General features: G+C 59.0%; 15 protein-coding genes. 4 read left to right on the forward strand and 11 right to left on the reverse strand.

Going from position 1 to position 14,526, the window contains the following annotated elements:
- Nucleotides 1–49 precede the first annotated feature (49 nt).
- Nucleotides 50–910, reverse strand: coding sequence for a universal stress protein (locus BLV48_RS12355; protein ID WP_091827097.1), 861 nt, complete (start codon nucleotides 908–910; stop codon nucleotides 50–52).
- Nucleotides 911–922: 12 nt separating this feature from the next.
- Nucleotides 923–2,413 carry a SulP family inorganic anion transporter gene (locus tag BLV48_RS12360; RefSeq protein WP_091827098.1) on the reverse strand — a complete coding sequence of 497 codons (1,491 nt, stop codon included), beginning with the start codon at nucleotides 2,411–2,413 and terminating at the stop codon, nucleotides 923–925.
- Between the two features lie 144 nt (nucleotides 2,414–2,557).
- Between BLV48_RS12360 and cysP the strand changes: the two genes are divergently transcribed.
- The 4 genes from cysP to BLV48_RS12380 are packed head-to-tail and all read left to right on the forward strand — an operon-like array spanning nucleotide 2,558 to nucleotide 6,414.
- Complete coding sequence (gene cysP, locus BLV48_RS12365; RefSeq protein WP_091827099.1) at nucleotides 2,558–3,553, forward strand: thiosulfate ABC transporter substrate-binding protein CysP; 996 nt, start codon at nucleotides 2,558–2,560, stop codon at nucleotides 3,551–3,553.
- Nucleotides 3,554–3,562: 9 nt separating this feature from the next.
- Complete coding sequence (cysT, locus tag BLV48_RS12370; RefSeq protein WP_091827100.1) at nucleotides 3,563–4,453, forward strand: sulfate/thiosulfate ABC transporter permease CysT; 891 nt, start codon at nucleotides 3,563–3,565, stop codon at nucleotides 4,451–4,453.
- A 6-nt stretch (nucleotides 4,454–4,459) separates the two neighbouring features.
- On the forward strand, nucleotides 4,460–5,323 hold the full coding sequence (gene cysW, locus BLV48_RS12375; RefSeq protein WP_091827147.1) for a sulfate ABC transporter permease subunit CysW: 864 nt from the start codon (nucleotides 4,460–4,462) through the stop codon (nucleotides 5,321–5,323).
- A complete protein-coding gene (locus BLV48_RS12380; RefSeq protein WP_091827101.1) occupies nucleotides 5,320–6,414 on the forward strand; it encodes a sulfate/molybdate ABC transporter ATP-binding protein in 1,095 nt (364 codons plus the stop codon). Before cysW ends, BLV48_RS12380 begins: the two co-directional genes overlap by 4 nt.
- On the opposite strand, the gene BLV48_RS12385 is transcribed toward BLV48_RS12380, so the two are convergent.
- The 9 genes from BLV48_RS12385 to BLV48_RS12425 are packed head-to-tail and all read right to left on the reverse strand — an operon-like array spanning nucleotide 6,408 to nucleotide 14,516.
- Nucleotides 6,408–7,259: a metallophosphoesterase family protein gene (locus tag BLV48_RS12385; protein ID WP_091827102.1), complete on the reverse strand. Its 852-nt coding sequence runs from the start codon at nucleotides 7,257–7,259 to the stop codon at nucleotides 6,408–6,410. The genes BLV48_RS12380 and BLV48_RS12385 overlap by 7 nt on opposite strands.
- Nucleotides 7,256–8,650 (reverse strand): sodium:solute symporter family transporter, encoded by a 1,395-nt coding sequence (locus BLV48_RS12390; protein ID WP_091827103.1) that lies wholly within the window; start codon nucleotides 8,648–8,650, stop codon nucleotides 7,256–7,258. The genes BLV48_RS12385 and BLV48_RS12390 overlap by 4 nt, the downstream gene beginning before the upstream one ends.
- 1 nt (nucleotide 8,651) lies before the next feature.
- Nucleotides 8,652–9,242 carry a DUF3047 domain-containing protein gene (locus BLV48_RS12395; protein ID WP_091827104.1) on the reverse strand — a complete coding sequence of 197 codons (591 nt, stop codon included), beginning with the start codon at nucleotides 9,240–9,242 and terminating at the stop codon, nucleotides 8,652–8,654.
- Nucleotides 9,239–9,865, reverse strand: coding sequence for a TIGR04282 family arsenosugar biosynthesis glycosyltransferase (locus BLV48_RS12400; RefSeq protein WP_091827105.1), 627 nt, complete (start codon nucleotides 9,863–9,865; stop codon nucleotides 9,239–9,241). The genes BLV48_RS12395 and BLV48_RS12400 overlap by 4 nt, the downstream gene beginning before the upstream one ends.
- Nucleotides 9,862–10,548 carry a TIGR04283 family arsenosugar biosynthesis glycosyltransferase gene (locus tag BLV48_RS12405; RefSeq protein ID WP_091827106.1) on the reverse strand — a complete coding sequence of 229 codons (687 nt, stop codon included), beginning with the start codon at nucleotides 10,546–10,548 and terminating at the stop codon, nucleotides 9,862–9,864. Before BLV48_RS12405 ends, BLV48_RS12400 begins: the two co-directional genes overlap by 4 nt.
- Nucleotide 10,549: 1 nt before the next feature.
- On the reverse strand, nucleotides 10,550–12,700 hold the full coding sequence (locus tag BLV48_RS12410; RefSeq protein ID WP_091827107.1) for an FAD-dependent oxidoreductase: 2,151 nt from the start codon (nucleotides 12,698–12,700) through the stop codon (nucleotides 10,550–10,552).
- The gene (gene arsS, locus BLV48_RS12415) at nucleotides 12,697–13,659 is read right to left on the reverse strand and encodes an arsenosugar biosynthesis radical SAM (seleno)protein ArsS (protein ID WP_091827108.1); all 963 of its coding nucleotides are present in this window, start codon (nucleotides 13,657–13,659) and stop codon (nucleotides 12,697–12,699) included. Before arsS ends, BLV48_RS12410 begins: the two co-directional genes overlap by 4 nt.
- A 57-nt stretch (nucleotides 13,660–13,716) precedes the next feature.
- Nucleotides 13,717–13,923: a zf-HC2 domain-containing protein gene (locus tag BLV48_RS12420; protein WP_175527667.1), complete on the reverse strand. Its 207-nt coding sequence runs from the start codon at nucleotides 13,921–13,923 to the stop codon at nucleotides 13,717–13,719.
- Complete coding sequence (locus BLV48_RS12425) at nucleotides 13,920–14,516, reverse strand: sigma-70 family RNA polymerase sigma factor (RefSeq protein WP_091827109.1); 597 nt, start codon at nucleotides 14,514–14,516, stop codon at nucleotides 13,920–13,922. The genes BLV48_RS12420 and BLV48_RS12425 overlap by 4 nt, the downstream gene beginning before the upstream one ends.
- Between the last annotated feature and the right edge of the window lie 10 nt (nucleotides 14,517–14,526).

Here is a 14,526-nt window from a genome sequence, read left to right on the forward strand (position 1 = left end):
TGTTGAAAACGGGGCCCTGATACATAACAACAGGGCCCCGGCGCACTGATCAGCGCAACAGCAGCAGCGGAACCTTGCTGTTATGCAGCATCCAGTGGGTCATGCTGCCCAGCAGAAACTGGCGGATACGGGAGTGGCCCCAAGCCCCCATCACCAGCATGTCGATCTGCTGTTCTTCGACGTAAGCCAGTAATGCCGTACGCACCTCTTCCTGCTCCAGCTCGGCGGTTGTTACATCAAACCCCGCTCCTTCCAGCATGGTTTTGGCATTGGCCAGCTGCTCACGCTGACGCTCAAGGCGTTTGCCTGCCATTACCAGGTGGCAGGGAATGCCCTTGAACAGCGGGCTTTGGGCAACCATTTTCAGTGCCTTGTTGGCCGTTACACTGCCGTCATAGGCGAGCATAAAGCGTTCGGGGGCCTTGAAGTTGTCCAGTGCCACCAGAATCGGTTTTTGCAGCGTACGGGTGACATTTTCCAGATGGCTGCCGACGGCATCACTGGCGCTGTCATGGGCTTCACCCTGACGTCCCATCACCAGCAGGCGGGTATCCGGCTCGAACTCCAGCAGGGTATCGACCAGAAAATCGTGGCGTTGCAGCTCGCTGATCTGTTCATTGGATACACCGGCTTCTTCCACCTGCTTGCGGGCTTCGGCCAGCATGAAACGGCCCTGCTCCAGCATCAGGCGGCTGCGTTTGCCATCCAGTTCGGCCAGCTCTTCCAGCAAATGCTCACGAGTCCCAAGGCCAATGTTGCCGCTCATGTTGCCTTCGGCCGGGTAGTCGGTTTTTTCCAGCACATGCAGCAGCTTCAGCGGTGCGTTCAGTTGCTGCTGGGCCCAGGCGGAGGCTGCACACACGTTGATGGCGGCCCGTGAGCCATCGATACACGCAATAATCTTGCTCATGGTCAGTATCCCTTAATGCCCGGACATGAATTTTTCGACCGCTTCAGGCTTGTTGTGGATCGCCTGTTTGTCGACGATGGTGCGGCTGGCCTCATTGAGGCCAATAACGTCGACCTCAACACCTTCGCGGCGGAACTTGAGCACGACCTTGTCCAGTGAACCAACGGCCGTAATATCCCAGAAATGAGCCTGGCTCAGGTCGATTACGACCTTATCAAGCGCTTCCTTGAAATCAAAGGAGGCGATGAATTTTTCCGCCGAGGTGAAGAATACCTGTCCGACCACTGTGTACGTACGGGTGGCGCTGGCATCGTCCTTGTGTGAGCGGATTGCCATGTGCTGACCCACCTTGTTGGCGAAGAACAGCGACGCCAGCAGTACCCCAACGAACACACCGATTGCCAGGTTGTGTGTTGCAACCACTACGGCGACGGTGGCGATCATGACCACGTTGGTCGACATCGGGTGTTTCTTCAGATCCCGAATCGATGCCCAGGAGAAGGTGCCGATGGACACCATGATCATCACGGCCACCAGGGCCGCCATCGGGATCTGGCTGATCCACTCGTCCAGAAAGACCACCAGAATGATCAGGAACAGACCCGCCACGAAAGTGGAGAGACGGCCTCGACCACCGGATTTCACGTTAATGATCGACTGTCCTATCATCGCACAGCCGGCCATGCCGCCGAGCAGGCCCGAACCGATATTGGCGATGCCCTGACCCTTGCACTCACGGTTGCGGTCGCTGCTGGTATCGGTCAGCTCATCTACGATGTTGGCGGTCATCAAGGATTCCAGAAGGCCGACCACGGCCAGGCCAAGGGAGTAGGGCAGGATGATCATCAGAGTTTCAAGGTTGAGCGGCACTTCAGGCCAGAGGAAAATCGGCAGGGTGTCCGGCAACTCGCCCATGTCGCCAACGGTGCGAATATCGAGGCCGAAGATCATGGCTACGGCGGTCATGGATATGATGCAGACCAGTGGTGAGGGCAGGTTCTTGCCCAGCATCGGTACATAGGGGAAAAGATAAATGATACCCAAACCGGCGGCCGTCATGGCGTAGACATGCCAGGTCACGTTGGTCAGCTCGGGCAACTGAGCCATGAAGATCAGAATGGCCAGTGCGTTGACGAAGCCGGTTACCACCGAGCGCGATACAAAACGCATCAAGTCACCCAGCCTGAGAAAGCCCGCCAGAATCTGAATCACGCCCGTAAGCAGAGTCGCGGCAAGCAGATACTGCAGACCATGTTCCTTAACCAGCGTTACCATCAAAAGCGCCATGGCACCGGTGGCGGCCGAGATCATCCCGGGGCGACCGCCCACAAAGGCGATGATGACGGCGATACAGAAAGAGGCATAGAGGCCAACCTTGGGATCGACACCGGCAATGATGGAGAAGGCGATTGCCTCGGGAATCAGGGCCAGTGCCACAACCGTTCCCGCAAGCAAGTCGTTGCGGATATTGGAGAACCAGTCCTGTTTGATTTTTTGCAGCATTACAGCGCTCTCAAGATCGATGAATATTAGCAGGGGCGCGATTATAGCAAATTTCTATATGGCTATAAAATTATAAGATTTGGATTATTGATTTCCTTTTGTTATAAAGAATCCATTCTTAAGACCCTGACAAAAGGTGCAATGATGAAAAACTGGATCAAGGCGGCTGCTTTGGGCGCTGCCCTGCTGTCGCAGCCGGTACTGGCTGAAGAGCGTGAACTGCTTAACACATCATACGACATTGCCCGTGAGCTGTTCGCTGACTACAACGAGCATTTCAAGGCTCACTGGCAGGCAAAAACCGGTGAAACCGTTGCCATCAAACAGTCCCATGCGGGCTCTTCCAAGCAGGCCCAGGCCATTCTGCAGGGACTGCGTGCAGATGTCGTTACCTTTAACCAGGTGACTGATATCGACATCCTGCATGAGCGTGGCAATCTGATTCCGGCAGACTGGTCCGAGCGTTTGCCCAACGCCAGTTCTCCCTACTACTCCACCATGGCGTTTCTGGTTCGTGAAGGTAACCCGAAGAACATTCAGAACTGGGATGACCTGATTCGTGATGATGTGGCACTGGTAATGCCGAACCCGAAAACGTCCGGCAACGGTCGCTATACCTACTTGGCCGCACTGGGTTACGCCCAGAAAGTGTTCGGCGGTGATCAGGAAAAAATCGACCAGTTTCTGGCCAAGTTGCTGCGACAGGTAAAAGTGTTCGATACCGGCGGCCGCGGCGCCACCACCACTTTTGTTGAGCGTGGCATTGGTGACGTGCTGCTGACCTTCGAGAGCGAAATTCTGAACCTGGCCGACAGCCATAAGGGTGCCTATCAGGCGGTGACACCGAAAGTCAGCTTCCTGGCCGAATTCCCGGTGACCTGGCTGGAAAGCAATAACGAGCGCAATGGCACAACCGATCTGGCCAAGGCCTATCTGGAAGAGCTGTACTCCGAAGCGTCTCAGCGTCTGTTGGCCGGCTATAACTACCGTGTTCACAACGATGTCGTGAAAGCCGAAACAGCGGATCGTTTCCCTGAAGTTGAGCTGCTGCCGATTCAGGCCATTACCGGCAGCTGGCAGAAGGCGATGGACGAACATTTTGCCAGCGGTGGCAAGCTGGACCAGCTGCAGCGTCGCTAGGAGCCCCACGTGACCTCACGGCAACACTCAGTACCGCAATCATCAGGCGCCCCCTTTGGGGGGCGTCTTTTTGGCAGCAGAAGCAAGCGGGTGCTGCCCGGCTTTGCACTGAGCCTTGGCATCTCCCTGTTCTTCGTCAGCCTGGTGCTGTTGCTGCCCATCAGTGGGCTGGTGATGGAAACCTCGGGGATGGGTTGGGCGCGTTTTTGGCAGGTCATAACCGACCCGCGCGTGATTGAATCCTACAAGGTAACGCTCTGGACCGCCCTGGCGGCTTCACTTTTCAACGGCGCGTTTGGTCTGTTGCTGGCGTGGGTGCTGGTACGGTACGAGTTCCCGGGCAAGCGGCTGGTGGATGCGATGGTCGATCTGCCCTTCGCGCTGCCGACGGCGGTTGCCGGCATTACGCTGGCGGGCCTATTCTCACAGAACGGCTGGTACGGTCAGTGGCTGGCACAGCTGGGGATCGATGTGGCCTTTACGCCGCTGGGTATTGTGGTCGCCATGTCGTTCACCAGTATCCCCTTTGTGGTGCGTACCGTTCAGCCAGTGCTGGAAGATATGGCCCCTGAGGATGAAGAGGCCGCCATTACACTGGGAGCCACCGATCTGCGCGTATTCAGACAGGTGGTGTTTCCGGCGATCTGGCCGGCACTGGTGACCGGTATTGCGCTCTCTTTTACCCGCAGTCTGGGTGAATTTGGCGCCATCATCTTTATTGCGGGCAACATGCCCTATGTGAGTGAAGTGACCAGCCTGATGATCTTCATTCGGCTGCAGGAGTTTGACTACGCCGCCGCCAGTGCCATCGCATCCGTGGTGCTGCTGGTATCGCTGGTCCTGCTGTTTTCAATCAACCTTTGGCAGGCGCGGTTTCTGCGCCGGCTGGCAGGTCGGTAATTGATCATGAGACGTGCACAACATAACCGCATTGGTGATCAGCCCTGGGTGAAGTGGCTGTTGGTCGGGTTGACCCTGACGCTGGCTGTACTGCTGTTACTGGTGCCGCTGGTGATGATCTTTGCCCAGGCGCTCAGTGCCGGTGTCGCCGGCTATATTGAAAACCTGAGCGACAGTATTACCCTGCACGCCATCGGCCTGACCTTGCTGGTAGCGGCACTGACCGTGCCGCTGAATCTGGTATTCGGTACCGCACTGGCCTGGGCCGTGACCCGGTTCAATTTTCCGGGTCGCAAGCTGTTGATCACGTTGATCGATATTCCCTTTGCGGTCTCCCCGGTGGTGGCAGGTTTGCTCTACCTGGTGCTATACGGCAACAACGGCTGGGTGGGCAGTTGGCTCAGTGACTACGATGTTCAGCTGATGTTTGCCTGGCCGGGCATTGTCATGGTGACCGTGTTCGTGACCTGTCCCTTTGTTGCCCGTGAGCTGATCCCGCTGATGCAGCAGCAGGGCAGTGAAGAGGAAGAGGCTGCAGTGGTGCTCGGTGCTTCGGGCTGGCGGCTGTTCCGCAAGATCACGTTGCCCAATATCAAATGGGCGCTGATTTACGGGGTGGTACTGACCAACGCACGGGCGGTGGGCGAATTCGGCGCCGTGTCGGTGGTGTCCGGCAATATCCGTGGCGAGACCAATACCTTGCCGCTGCATGTGGAGCTGCTGTATCAGGATTACAACATCGTGGGGGCCTTTGCCAGTGCCTCCCTGCTGGCGGGCATCGCGGTGCTGACGCTGGCGGTAAAAGGGTTTGTGGAGTGGCATCAAAGCCGCGAAACCGTGGAAACACCGAGTGACAGGACCGGCGCATGACCATCAGAATTGAACGGGTAAACAAGTTCTTCGGCAACTTTCAGGCGCTGCATGACGTGAATCTGGAGATTCCCGAAGGCCAGCTGACGGCCTTGCTGGGACCATCCGGTTCCGGCAAGACGACGTTGCTGCGCATCATTGCGGGACTTGAAAGCAATGATCAGGGCCGCATTCTGTTTGGTGATCAAGATGTGAGCAAACTGCATGTGCGCGATCGCAATATCGGTTTCGTATTCCAGCACTATGCCCTGTTTCGCAACCTGACGGTGGCGCAAAACATCGCCTTTGGTCTGGAATCGTTGCCGCGCCGCGAGCGGCCGGCAAAAGCTGAAATCGCCAAGCGGGTGAAGGAGCTGCTGGAGATGATTCAGCTGCCGCAGCTGGCGGATCGCTATCCCGCCCAGCTCTCCGGTGGACAGAAGCAGCGTGTGGCCCTGGCACGGGCGCTGGCCACTCGGCCGCGGATTCTGTTGCTGGATGAACCGTTCGGGGCGCTGGACGCGAAAGTGCGCAAGGACTTGCGCCGCTGGCTGCGCAGCCTGCATGACGAATTCCACTTTACCAGCATCTTCGTGACTCACGATCAGGAGGAGGCGCTGGAGCTGTCCGATCAGGTCGTGGTAATGAGTCATGGTCGGGTGGAGCAGGTCAATACACCCACAGAACTCTATGCCCGACCGGAAAGCCGCTTCGTGTTCGATTTTCTGGGGCATGTGAATGTACTCTCGGGACAGATCGAAAGCGATCGACTGAGTCAGGGGGACGCTTGGGTCAGGCTGCCGCAGGCCGCACAGCAAGGCGAGGCACAGCTCTGTCTTCGTCCGCATGAGGTCAGGCTGGTCGAGCAGCCATCCGAACATGCCTACCTGCCGTTCAACATCGAGGCCGTCAGCCTGATCGGCTCTGAGGTTAGGGTTGAGCTGCGCCCTGATGGCTGGGCCGGTGACGAGATCTGGGAAGTGGGCATCAGCCACGCCGAATTCAACCGGCGTCAGCCCAAGCGTGGTGACCGCTGCTACGCGGTGCCCGATGTGGGGCACCTGTTTGTGGGAACCGACAGCAAACCCAGGACACTGGCCTGGGCTCAGTAACTCAGGCGCAGCGTCTGAGGCTTAAGCGGGGTGGCTGGCTCCAGTCGATCTGCCTCCGGCAGAATATCGGTACTGGGCCAGCGCCCGCTTGTCAGGGCCTGCGCGTATGCATCACACAGGTCCGCTTGTTGCATCCGTTGTCGGCTTTGCTGTGCTTGATACGGTAGCCGGTGCCAATTGGCCGTGACGCCATTGCTGTCGGGTTCCAGCAGCAGATACCAGCCATCCCGAGTCCCGTCATTGGCGGGCATGCCGATCACACCGGCGTTAAGCCAGTAGCCACGTTCAAGGCGCTCGCCAAACGGAATACCGCAATGCCCCCCGACCACCACATCGGCAGCGGTGGCTGACAGGCGTGCCTGTTTCAGTGCCTGCGGGGTGCCCGGGAAGATGAACTCGTTGATGCTTTGAGTGCTGCCGTGTACCACGCTGAATCGGAGTGAACCCAGCTGAAAATCCACTTGCCCCGGCAGCTCGGCCATCCAGTACTGCTGCTCCGGGCTGACCCGTTGGCTGGCGTAGCGATACCACTCGATCGACAGCAGTGAGCAGCTGCTGCCGCTGTCAAATCCACAGCCGCAGTCGGGCGCGCCGGCCCCTAATGACTGCTCACAGTTGCCCTGCACCACATGGATGCCCCAGTGCCTGATCAGCTCAAGGGTTTCCACAGGCTCGGCGCAGTAGGCGATGATATCGCCGGTGCAGATGACCCGCTCGGGCGGGATCTGCAGCCGCTGTGCTTCGGCCTGCATCGCTTCGGTGGCGGCCAGGTTGCTGTAGGGGCCACCAAACAGCAATACAGGCCCGTTCAACAGTCCCAGGTCCCTCTTAGGGTTGATCATCATGGCTGTACCTGCATCCGGCTGTCCGATGGTCGGGGGCGGCGGGCACTCAGGCTGCCGATCTGGAACATCAGGCAGCCGATGACCAGCACGGCCAGTGAGATCCACAACAGCTTGGTGTACTTGTGTGCCTCGCCCAACAGAGCGCTGTAGCCCGAGGACTCGGTGAAATAGAGCACCGCACCCCCAAGGGCTACAACAAAGCTGCCCAGATAGCTCCACAGCGGAATGTCACGTTGATTGTCCCACAGGCTGAAAAAGATGACCGGGGCCAGGTACATGGACGCGGTACCGCTGACCGCCACGGCGCTGAACAGATCCTTGTTGCCCCAGAACACCAGCGCCAGCCCCAGCAGCATGAACAGCACCATGGCGATACGGCCGTTGTTTACCCGTGCCGGGACCAGCTTCATGTCCATCACTACCAGTTTGGCTGAACTGGACAGGGTGCTGTCCAGGGTCGACATGGCCGAAATTACCAGCGTGGCGCTGAACAGCAGCATGGGCCATTCACCCAACAATCGCGTCAGCGCCTGGTTCATGTCTTCACCACTAAAAGCACCGGCACCGGCAATAACGCCCAGTGAACCAAAGGCGAGAATACACAGGGTGCTGATCCAGCCGGCATGGATGAAGCTGCGCCAGGTGGTGCGGCGGTCGGCAAGGAAGCCACGATCCATCATCACCGGGTCGTGCATCGGGTAGCTCCACACCTGCAGCAGGGCGACCAACAGCAAAATGGGGCCGGGATCACTGATCTCAAAGGGCTTGAAATCGAGCAGGGCGACAGAAAAGTGACCTCCGGCCACGGCAAAAATCAGCAGCAGCCCCAGCACTGCAAGGAACACCAGCATCTGGAACAGGTCGGTGCGCAGGCTGGCGTGCAGGCCACCGAGCATGGAGTAGATCAGGGTCACAAGCGACACGGCCAGTACCGCCAGGGTATAGGCCTGAGAACCGGCCACACCGAACAGAATGCCGATTACCAGCAGGTTGGCGAACACCTCGCTGACAAGGCGTACGCCGATCACCAGGTTGTAGCAGCGGGTGCCCCAGTGGCCAAAGCGTTCATGCAGGAAGGCCTGAATGCTCGTGTGCCCCTGTCGAAAGCGCAGGTGGTCGATGATCAGGGCACCGGTAAAAAACGAGAGGTAATAGGCGGCGTAGGCAAGCGTGCCCCAAATGCCGTAGTAAAAACCCAGAATGGCGGCGTTGAGCAGCGAACGGGCAAAGATCCAGGTGGTGACCTGAGAGAAAATCAGCGTGATTAGCCCCGGTGCATCGCCTTCGGCAGAGCGGCCATGGAAAAAGCCGTTTTCCTGTGTCCTTTGGCGGGACAGATACAGCGAGAAGGCAGCCACGATCATAATCAAAACAGCCAGCGGAGTGTTCATCTCAGTTCCCGTTCGTGTCAGTCAGGTTGTTGGAGTTAGACGGTGAGGCTGCAGCGGCAGGAAACCGGCACGGCGCCTCGGCGGTAACCAGATGGAGATCCGCAAACAGGGCGCCGGTTTGAACACCGGTATTGTCGCTGTCAGACGCTATGGCAAGTTGCAGCGTGCGGGCCAGGCCCAGCTTCATGCGTGTGCCGAGGCTCATGGCACTGTCGGGAAGGTCAAAGGTGACGTAGACACGGGCGGCATAGTCATCGCCCGCCTTGGTGGTCATGTCAGCCTGCTCGATGGGGCTGTCGACCCACCAGCGCCAGCAGAGCACCGGCGTTTGATCCAGATCCACCTGCAACGGGCGCGCCAGCAGCGCCATGGCGGCTTCGGCACGGGCTTCAACAGCTGCAACCCCCTGATGTTGGCGCAGGCCATATTGAGTCGCCGGGATGTTGTCCTCGAAACGTACCAGCTGCCAGGGTTCCTGGGGCAGGCTGCTGTAGCGGCTGAAATCACCCAGCATGACGACTTCAGCCCCCGACAGGGCCGGGGTACACAGCGATGCACTCAAAACAGTGGCACACAGCAAACGGCTTCTCATATCGAATGTCCTGACAGGGATGGATAGTGTTGCAGTCGCACTAGATCGTCGGGCTCATCCAGATCCCAGAGCGGCTCACTTTCATGCCAGCGCCAACCCAGTTGTCTGAGGCGGTCACGGGTCAGCGTTGTTACCTGATCCGTACTCCATGGCATATCGCTGAACAGGGATGCATCAAATCGGCGCAGCCCCAGCAGGGAGTAGCCGCCATCCAGCACGGGGCAGAGGCAGGCATCTTGTTTCATCAGCGTGGTAGCCATGGCCTGCAGCTTTGGTGCTTCCAGCTGCGGGCAGTCGGTGCCGATCAGCATCACCGGCAGTCCTGATGCCAGCCCCCGTCGAGCCGCTGTGGCCATGCGCTGGCCCAGATCCCCGTCGGACTGTTCGGTCAGTTCGAGCCGGTCATTGTCATGCCAGTGGTGCCAGTAGTCGGCACGTCGGTCCGGGGTCACACACAGCTCCACCGGACCCAGATCGGCCGCCAGCGCCTGTGTAACCACGTGGTGCAACAGCCGGTCGGCCAGTTCGGCGGCCCCCTGTGCCCCCAGTGCCGGAATCAGCCGGGTCTTGGCAAGGCCTGGCCGGGGTTCCTTGGCGATGATGATGATGCGTACTGCGTTCATCGATAGCGCTCCGCCAGTTGTTGTGCCGGGGTTCCACGCCAGTAGGCCCAGCGCAGTTGCCACATCAGCAGGATGGTGCGCCAGCTGCCACGGCTGTCCCAGCGCCGGCCGGAGGTGGTGACGGTTTGGCGCAAACAGATGGGGGCGACGACCGACTTCAGGCGTTTACTGATCTCGATATCTTCCATTAGCGGCTGCTCGGGGAAGCCGCCGACCCGTTCGAACAGCTCACGGCTCATGAACAGCGCCTGATCGCCGGTGGCGATGCCGCTCAGGCGGGAGCGCAGGTTCATCAGGCGGGCGATCAACGGCAACATGCGTGAACGTCCTTCAATTTGCACATCGAAGCGACCCCAGACATGAGGGTGATTGGCAAGCGCAGCCAGTACCGCTTGATCCGCCCCGTCCGGCAGGCGTGTATCGGCATGCAGGAACAGCAGGTTGTCCGCTTTGCAGGCGCGCGAGCCGCTGTTCATTTGAGTGGCGCGACCACGCGCGGCATCCAGTACCCTGAAGCCCTGTGCTCGAGCGGTTTCGGGCGTCTGGTCATGACTGCCGCCATCGACCAGCAGCACCTCGGCACCGCGCTGCTGCCAGTGACGCAGATGCTGCAAGAGCCGGGGCAGTGCCTCGATCTCGTTCAAGACCGGCACCACGATCGCAAGATCGGTCTGGGTGGTCATCTCAGCCTCTCCTCCAGGCATGGTAGCGCTGCAGCCATTTCATGGCGGCTTCGGGGGCATGTGCCTTTTTCCATTCGCCGGCGGCATACTTGTTGGCTTCGGCCCAGGTGGGGTAGGTATGAATGGTGCCCAGCACCTTGTTCAGACCCAGTCCGTGCTTCATTGCCAGTACAAACTCGGCCAGCAGGTCACCAGCATGGCTGCCGACGATGCAAACGCCGAGAATGCGATCCTTGCCCGGTGGCGTGAGCACCTTCACAAAGCCGGTGCGTTCGCTCTCGGCAATGGCGCGATCCAGATCATCCAGGTCGTAACGGGTCACCTCATAGGCGATGCCCTGTTCTATGGCCTCCTGTTCGCTAAGGCCCACCCGTGCCACCTCAGGATCGGTGAAGGTGGTCCAGGGAATCACGCGGTAGTCGGCACGAAAGCGCTTGAACTGCCCGAACAGGGCATTGACGGCGGCGTACCAGGCCTGATGGGCCGCCGTATGGGTGAACTGATAGGGGCCGGCCACATCGCCAACGGCATAGATATTGGGGTAGAGGGTTTCCAGATACTCGTTGGTAACAACGGTTCGCCGGGTTTCGATCCCCAGTGTTTCCAGTCCGTAATCGGTGAGGCGTGGCTGTCGGCCTATGGCGATCAGCAGCTCGTCGAATTCCAGCGCGGTCTCCTGTTCCTGGTGCTCACAGATCAGGAACTTGCGACCTTCTCGCCACTCGGTGCGCAGGGCGGCGTGTTCGGTCAGAACCTGAACGCCGTCGGCCTGCATGGACGCCTGCACCAGCTGGGCCACCTCTTCATCCTCACGCGGCAGCAGGCGTGCGCCACGCTGTACCTGTGTCACGTCTGATCCCAGACGCGCAAGGCCTTGTGCCAGCTCACAGCCGATGGGGCCGCCACCCAACACGATCAGCCGCTTCGGTGGGGTATCCAGTTCAGCAAACCTGTCCCACAGGGTATCGCTGGTGACATAGCCGGTCTCGTCCAGTCCCGGCAGTGGCGGCACGACCGGGCTGGCGCCGGTGGCGAGAATGATGCTGCGGGCAGTCAGACGCTGGCGGCTCCCATCGTGCAGGCGGATCTCCACCGTCCAGGGATCAATCAGGCTGGCATGCCCCTGAAGGATTTCGACACCCAGCCCGGTATAGCGCTCAACGCTGTCATGAGGCTCTACCTGACGGATCACCTCATGGATACGTGCCATGACGGTACGGAAGGAAAAACTCGGGTTGGTCGCTTCAAGACCATAGCGCTCGGCGTGCTTCATCTGATGGGCGACACGGGCGCTCTTGATCAGCGCCTTGCTGGGGACGCAGCCGTAGTTGAGGCAGTCGCCGCCCATTTTGTGGGCTTCGATCAGGGTCACTTTGGCGTTCACGGCGGCCGCGATGTAGGACGACACCAACCCCCCGGCGCCCGCGCCGATCACGATCAGGTTACGGTCAAAGCGCGCCGGTTTTTTCCAGCGGGCATAAACCCGGCGGCGCTGAATCAATCCAGTCACCTTCTTCGCCAGCAGCGGGAACAGGCCCAGCAGCGCGAAGGAGATCAGCAGATCAGGCGAGAGAATGCCGGACAGGCTTTCAAGCTGGGCAATCTGGGTGCCGGCATTCACGTAGACCAGCGTGCCGGCCAGCATGCCGATCTGGCTGACCCAGTAGAAGGTCCAGGCCTTGATCGGCGTGAGGCCCATCAGCAGGTTGATCAGGAAAAAGGGAAATGCCGGTACCAGCCTCAGGGTGAACAGGTAGAACGCCCCGTCTCGCTCAATACCGCGATTGATGGCTGCCAGTCGTGAACCGAAACGTTGCTGTACCGCATCACGCAGCAGATAGCGCGACACCAGGAACGCCAGGGTGGCGCCGATGGTGGATGCAAAGGATACCAGCAGTGTGCCTTGAAGCAGGCCGAACAGAGCGCCGGCAGCAACGGTCATGACGGCGGCACCGGGCAGTGACAGCGCGGTCACGACCACATACAGAAGAAAGAAACCGCCGGCCATCAACAGCGGAAACTGACTGCGCCACTGTTCAAACTGGCCCAGACCCGACTTGAGCCCTTCCAGTGTCAGCCAGTGGTGCAGGTCCAGCATAAAGAAGGCACCGGCAACGGCTGCAAGGATGGCCAGTATCAGCCGCTTTTTCATCCCTTGTCTCCGATAGCGCCACCACAGCTGCTGCCCTGACCCGCCGTGCAACCATAGCAGTGATCGCCGGTACAGATCGGGTTGTCGGTCAGGTCAGTGTCGAGCAGATCCTCAAGGCTGTGTCGCTTGCCCGGTACGGGCATTTCCAGCTGCTGGTTGAAGTCGCAGTCATACAACCGGCCCTGCCAGTCCACGCTCAGGGTGCTGCGGCACATCAGGTTATCCAGATTGGTCTGGCTGAAATTGTCTTTCAGCAGTTGCATGTAGGGCTCAAACTGACCCTTGGACAGCAACATGGAGCCAAACCGCTTTATCGGCATGTTGGTGATGGTAAACAGCTGATTGAAGACAATACCGAAGTGTTCGGCCAGCTCACGTGTGTAGTCGGCCTCCAGTGCCTGCTGCGGCGGCGGCAGCGAAGGGCCTTGCGGGTTGTAGACCAGGTTGAGCACCAGACCGGAACCCGGCTGGCCATAACCAAGAGCGTTCAGTTTCTGCAGCCCGGCAATGCTCAGGTCAAACACCCCCTTGCCGCGTTGCCTGTCCACGTTTTCAACCGAGTAGCAGGGCAGGGAGGCCACGATCTCCACCTGCTGTTCGGCGAGAAACTCAGCCAGGCCGGTCTGATCTTTTTCAAACAGAATGGTCAGGTTGCAGCGGTCGATCACCTTCACGCCCAGCGCACGCGCAGCGCGTACCAGTTCGCGAAAGCGCGGGTGCATTTCCGGTGCGCCGCCGGTCAGATCCAGAGTGTCGATTTTGCGTGTTTTCAGTACCTGAGGAATCAGGTCAATCAACGCATCGCTCATCATCTCGGTACGATTGGGGCCGGCATTGACGTGGCAATGCACACAGGTCTGGTTACAGCGATAGCCCAAATTGACCTGCAGGGTCTGTGTTCTGTCGCGGCGTATCGTGGGAAAGTTGGTCACTTCCAGCAGTTCTATGGTCGACAGCATGTGTCAGCCCCCTTTAAAAGGTGTGTTTTGATATTAGTCGCGGCTCGGGCTGGAATATTACAGCTCGTCATCACAGTTTTTTTCAGTGGAGCTGCCCTTTGCGTACAGTCGAGTGATGTCGCGCAGTTCATGCATCTGTTGTCCAAAATTGCGGCAACCGGAACACATCATCAGGTGGACTTTCAGCTCGGCACGTTCTGCAAGGGTCAGCTCTCGATCCAGTGCCTGTGACAGCAGTGCAGTAGCCTGTCTGCAGTTCATCATGGTGTGTCTCCTTTCTGAAACCAGCCGTTATCGAGACATTGACGCAGCTTCATGCGCGCCCGATAGAGTGTTACGTTCAGGTTGTTTTCGCTGATTGACTCGGTGTGACAGATTTCGGTCGTGGACAGTTCAAGAAATTCGCGCATCATGAAAAAACGGGCATAGTGCTCGGGCAAGGCGTTCAGGCAGATGTCGAATACCCTCCAGAAGTGGCTTCTCTCAATGTCCAGGTCAGGCTGCTGCCATTTAACCGGCCGCTGGGTGCGATGCCAGTGCCCGCGACCGTTGAACAGGCTATCCATCCAGCCCTCATCGTTTGTATCGGTATCCCTGTCCTGACTGACATAACGCTGTTGCTGCCGCAGCAGATCAACAACTTTGTGCTTGAGAACGGCAAACACCCAGGTTTTGAGGGCGGCCTGACGCTTGAAGGCCGAACCGTTCTTGAGTGCGCCGAGCATGGCTTCCTGCACCGCATCCTCAGCCAATACCGCGTCCTTCAATTGCAGAGTGGCAAATTTCAGCATCTGAAGGCGCAACTCTGCGAGGAATTCGGGATCCTGCAGCCCCTGCGGGGCATTTTCGTCTGACATGGCGATACCG

The sequence above is a fragment of the Marinobacterium iners DSM 11526 genome (assembly GCF_900107855.1).
GTDB classification, from domain to species: domain Bacteria; phylum Pseudomonadota; class Gammaproteobacteria; order Pseudomonadales; family Balneatricaceae; genus Marinobacterium; species Marinobacterium iners.

Excerpts from the sequence above, each read along its gene's own strand:
- BLV48_RS12355 (WP_091827097.1), bottom strand. The coding sequence starts at position 910 with ATGAGCAAGATTATTGCGTGTATCGATGGCTCACGGGCCGCCATCAAC.
- BLV48_RS12360 (WP_091827098.1), bottom strand. The coding sequence starts at position 2,413 with ATGCTGCAAAAAATCAAACAGGACTGGTTCTCCAATATCCGCAACGAC.
- cysP (WP_091827099.1), top strand. The coding sequence starts at position 2,558 with ATGAAAAACTGGATCAAGGCGGCTGCTTTGGGCGCTGCCCTGCTGTCG.
- cysW (WP_091827147.1), top strand. The coding sequence starts at position 4,460 with ATGAGACGTGCACAACATAACCGCATTGGTGATCAGCCCTGGGTGAAG.
- BLV48_RS12380 (WP_091827101.1), top strand. The coding sequence starts at position 5,320 with ATGACCATCAGAATTGAACGGGTAAACAAGTTCTTCGGCAACTTTCAG.
- BLV48_RS12385 (WP_091827102.1), bottom strand. The coding sequence starts at position 7,259 with ATGATGATCAACCCTAAGAGGGACCTGGGACTGTTGAACGGGCCTGTA.
- BLV48_RS12390 (WP_091827103.1), bottom strand. The coding sequence starts at position 8,650 with ATGAACACTCCGCTGGCTGTTTTGATTATGATCGTGGCTGCCTTCTCG.
- BLV48_RS12395 (WP_091827104.1), bottom strand. The coding sequence starts at position 9,242 with ATGAGAAGCCGTTTGCTGTGTGCCACTGTTTTGAGTGCATCGCTGTGT.
- BLV48_RS12400 (WP_091827105.1), bottom strand. The coding sequence starts at position 9,865 with ATGAACGCAGTACGCATCATCATCATCGCCAAGGAACCCCGGCCAGGC.
- BLV48_RS12405 (WP_091827106.1), bottom strand. The coding sequence starts at position 10,548 with ATGACCACCCAGACCGATCTTGCGATCGTGGTGCCGGTCTTGAACGAG.
- BLV48_RS12410 (WP_091827107.1), bottom strand. The coding sequence starts at position 12,700 with ATGAAAAAGCGGCTGATACTGGCCATCCTTGCAGCCGTTGCCGGTGCC.
- arsS (WP_091827108.1), bottom strand. The coding sequence starts at position 13,659 with ATGCTGTCGACCATAGAACTGCTGGAAGTGACCAACTTTCCCACGATA.
- BLV48_RS12420 (WP_175527667.1), bottom strand. The coding sequence starts at position 13,923 with ATGATGAACTGCAGACAGGCTACTGCACTGCTGTCACAGGCACTGGAT.
- BLV48_RS12425 (WP_091827109.1), bottom strand. The coding sequence starts at position 14,516 with ATGTCAGACGAAAATGCCCCGCAGGGGCTGCAGGATCCCGAATTCCTC.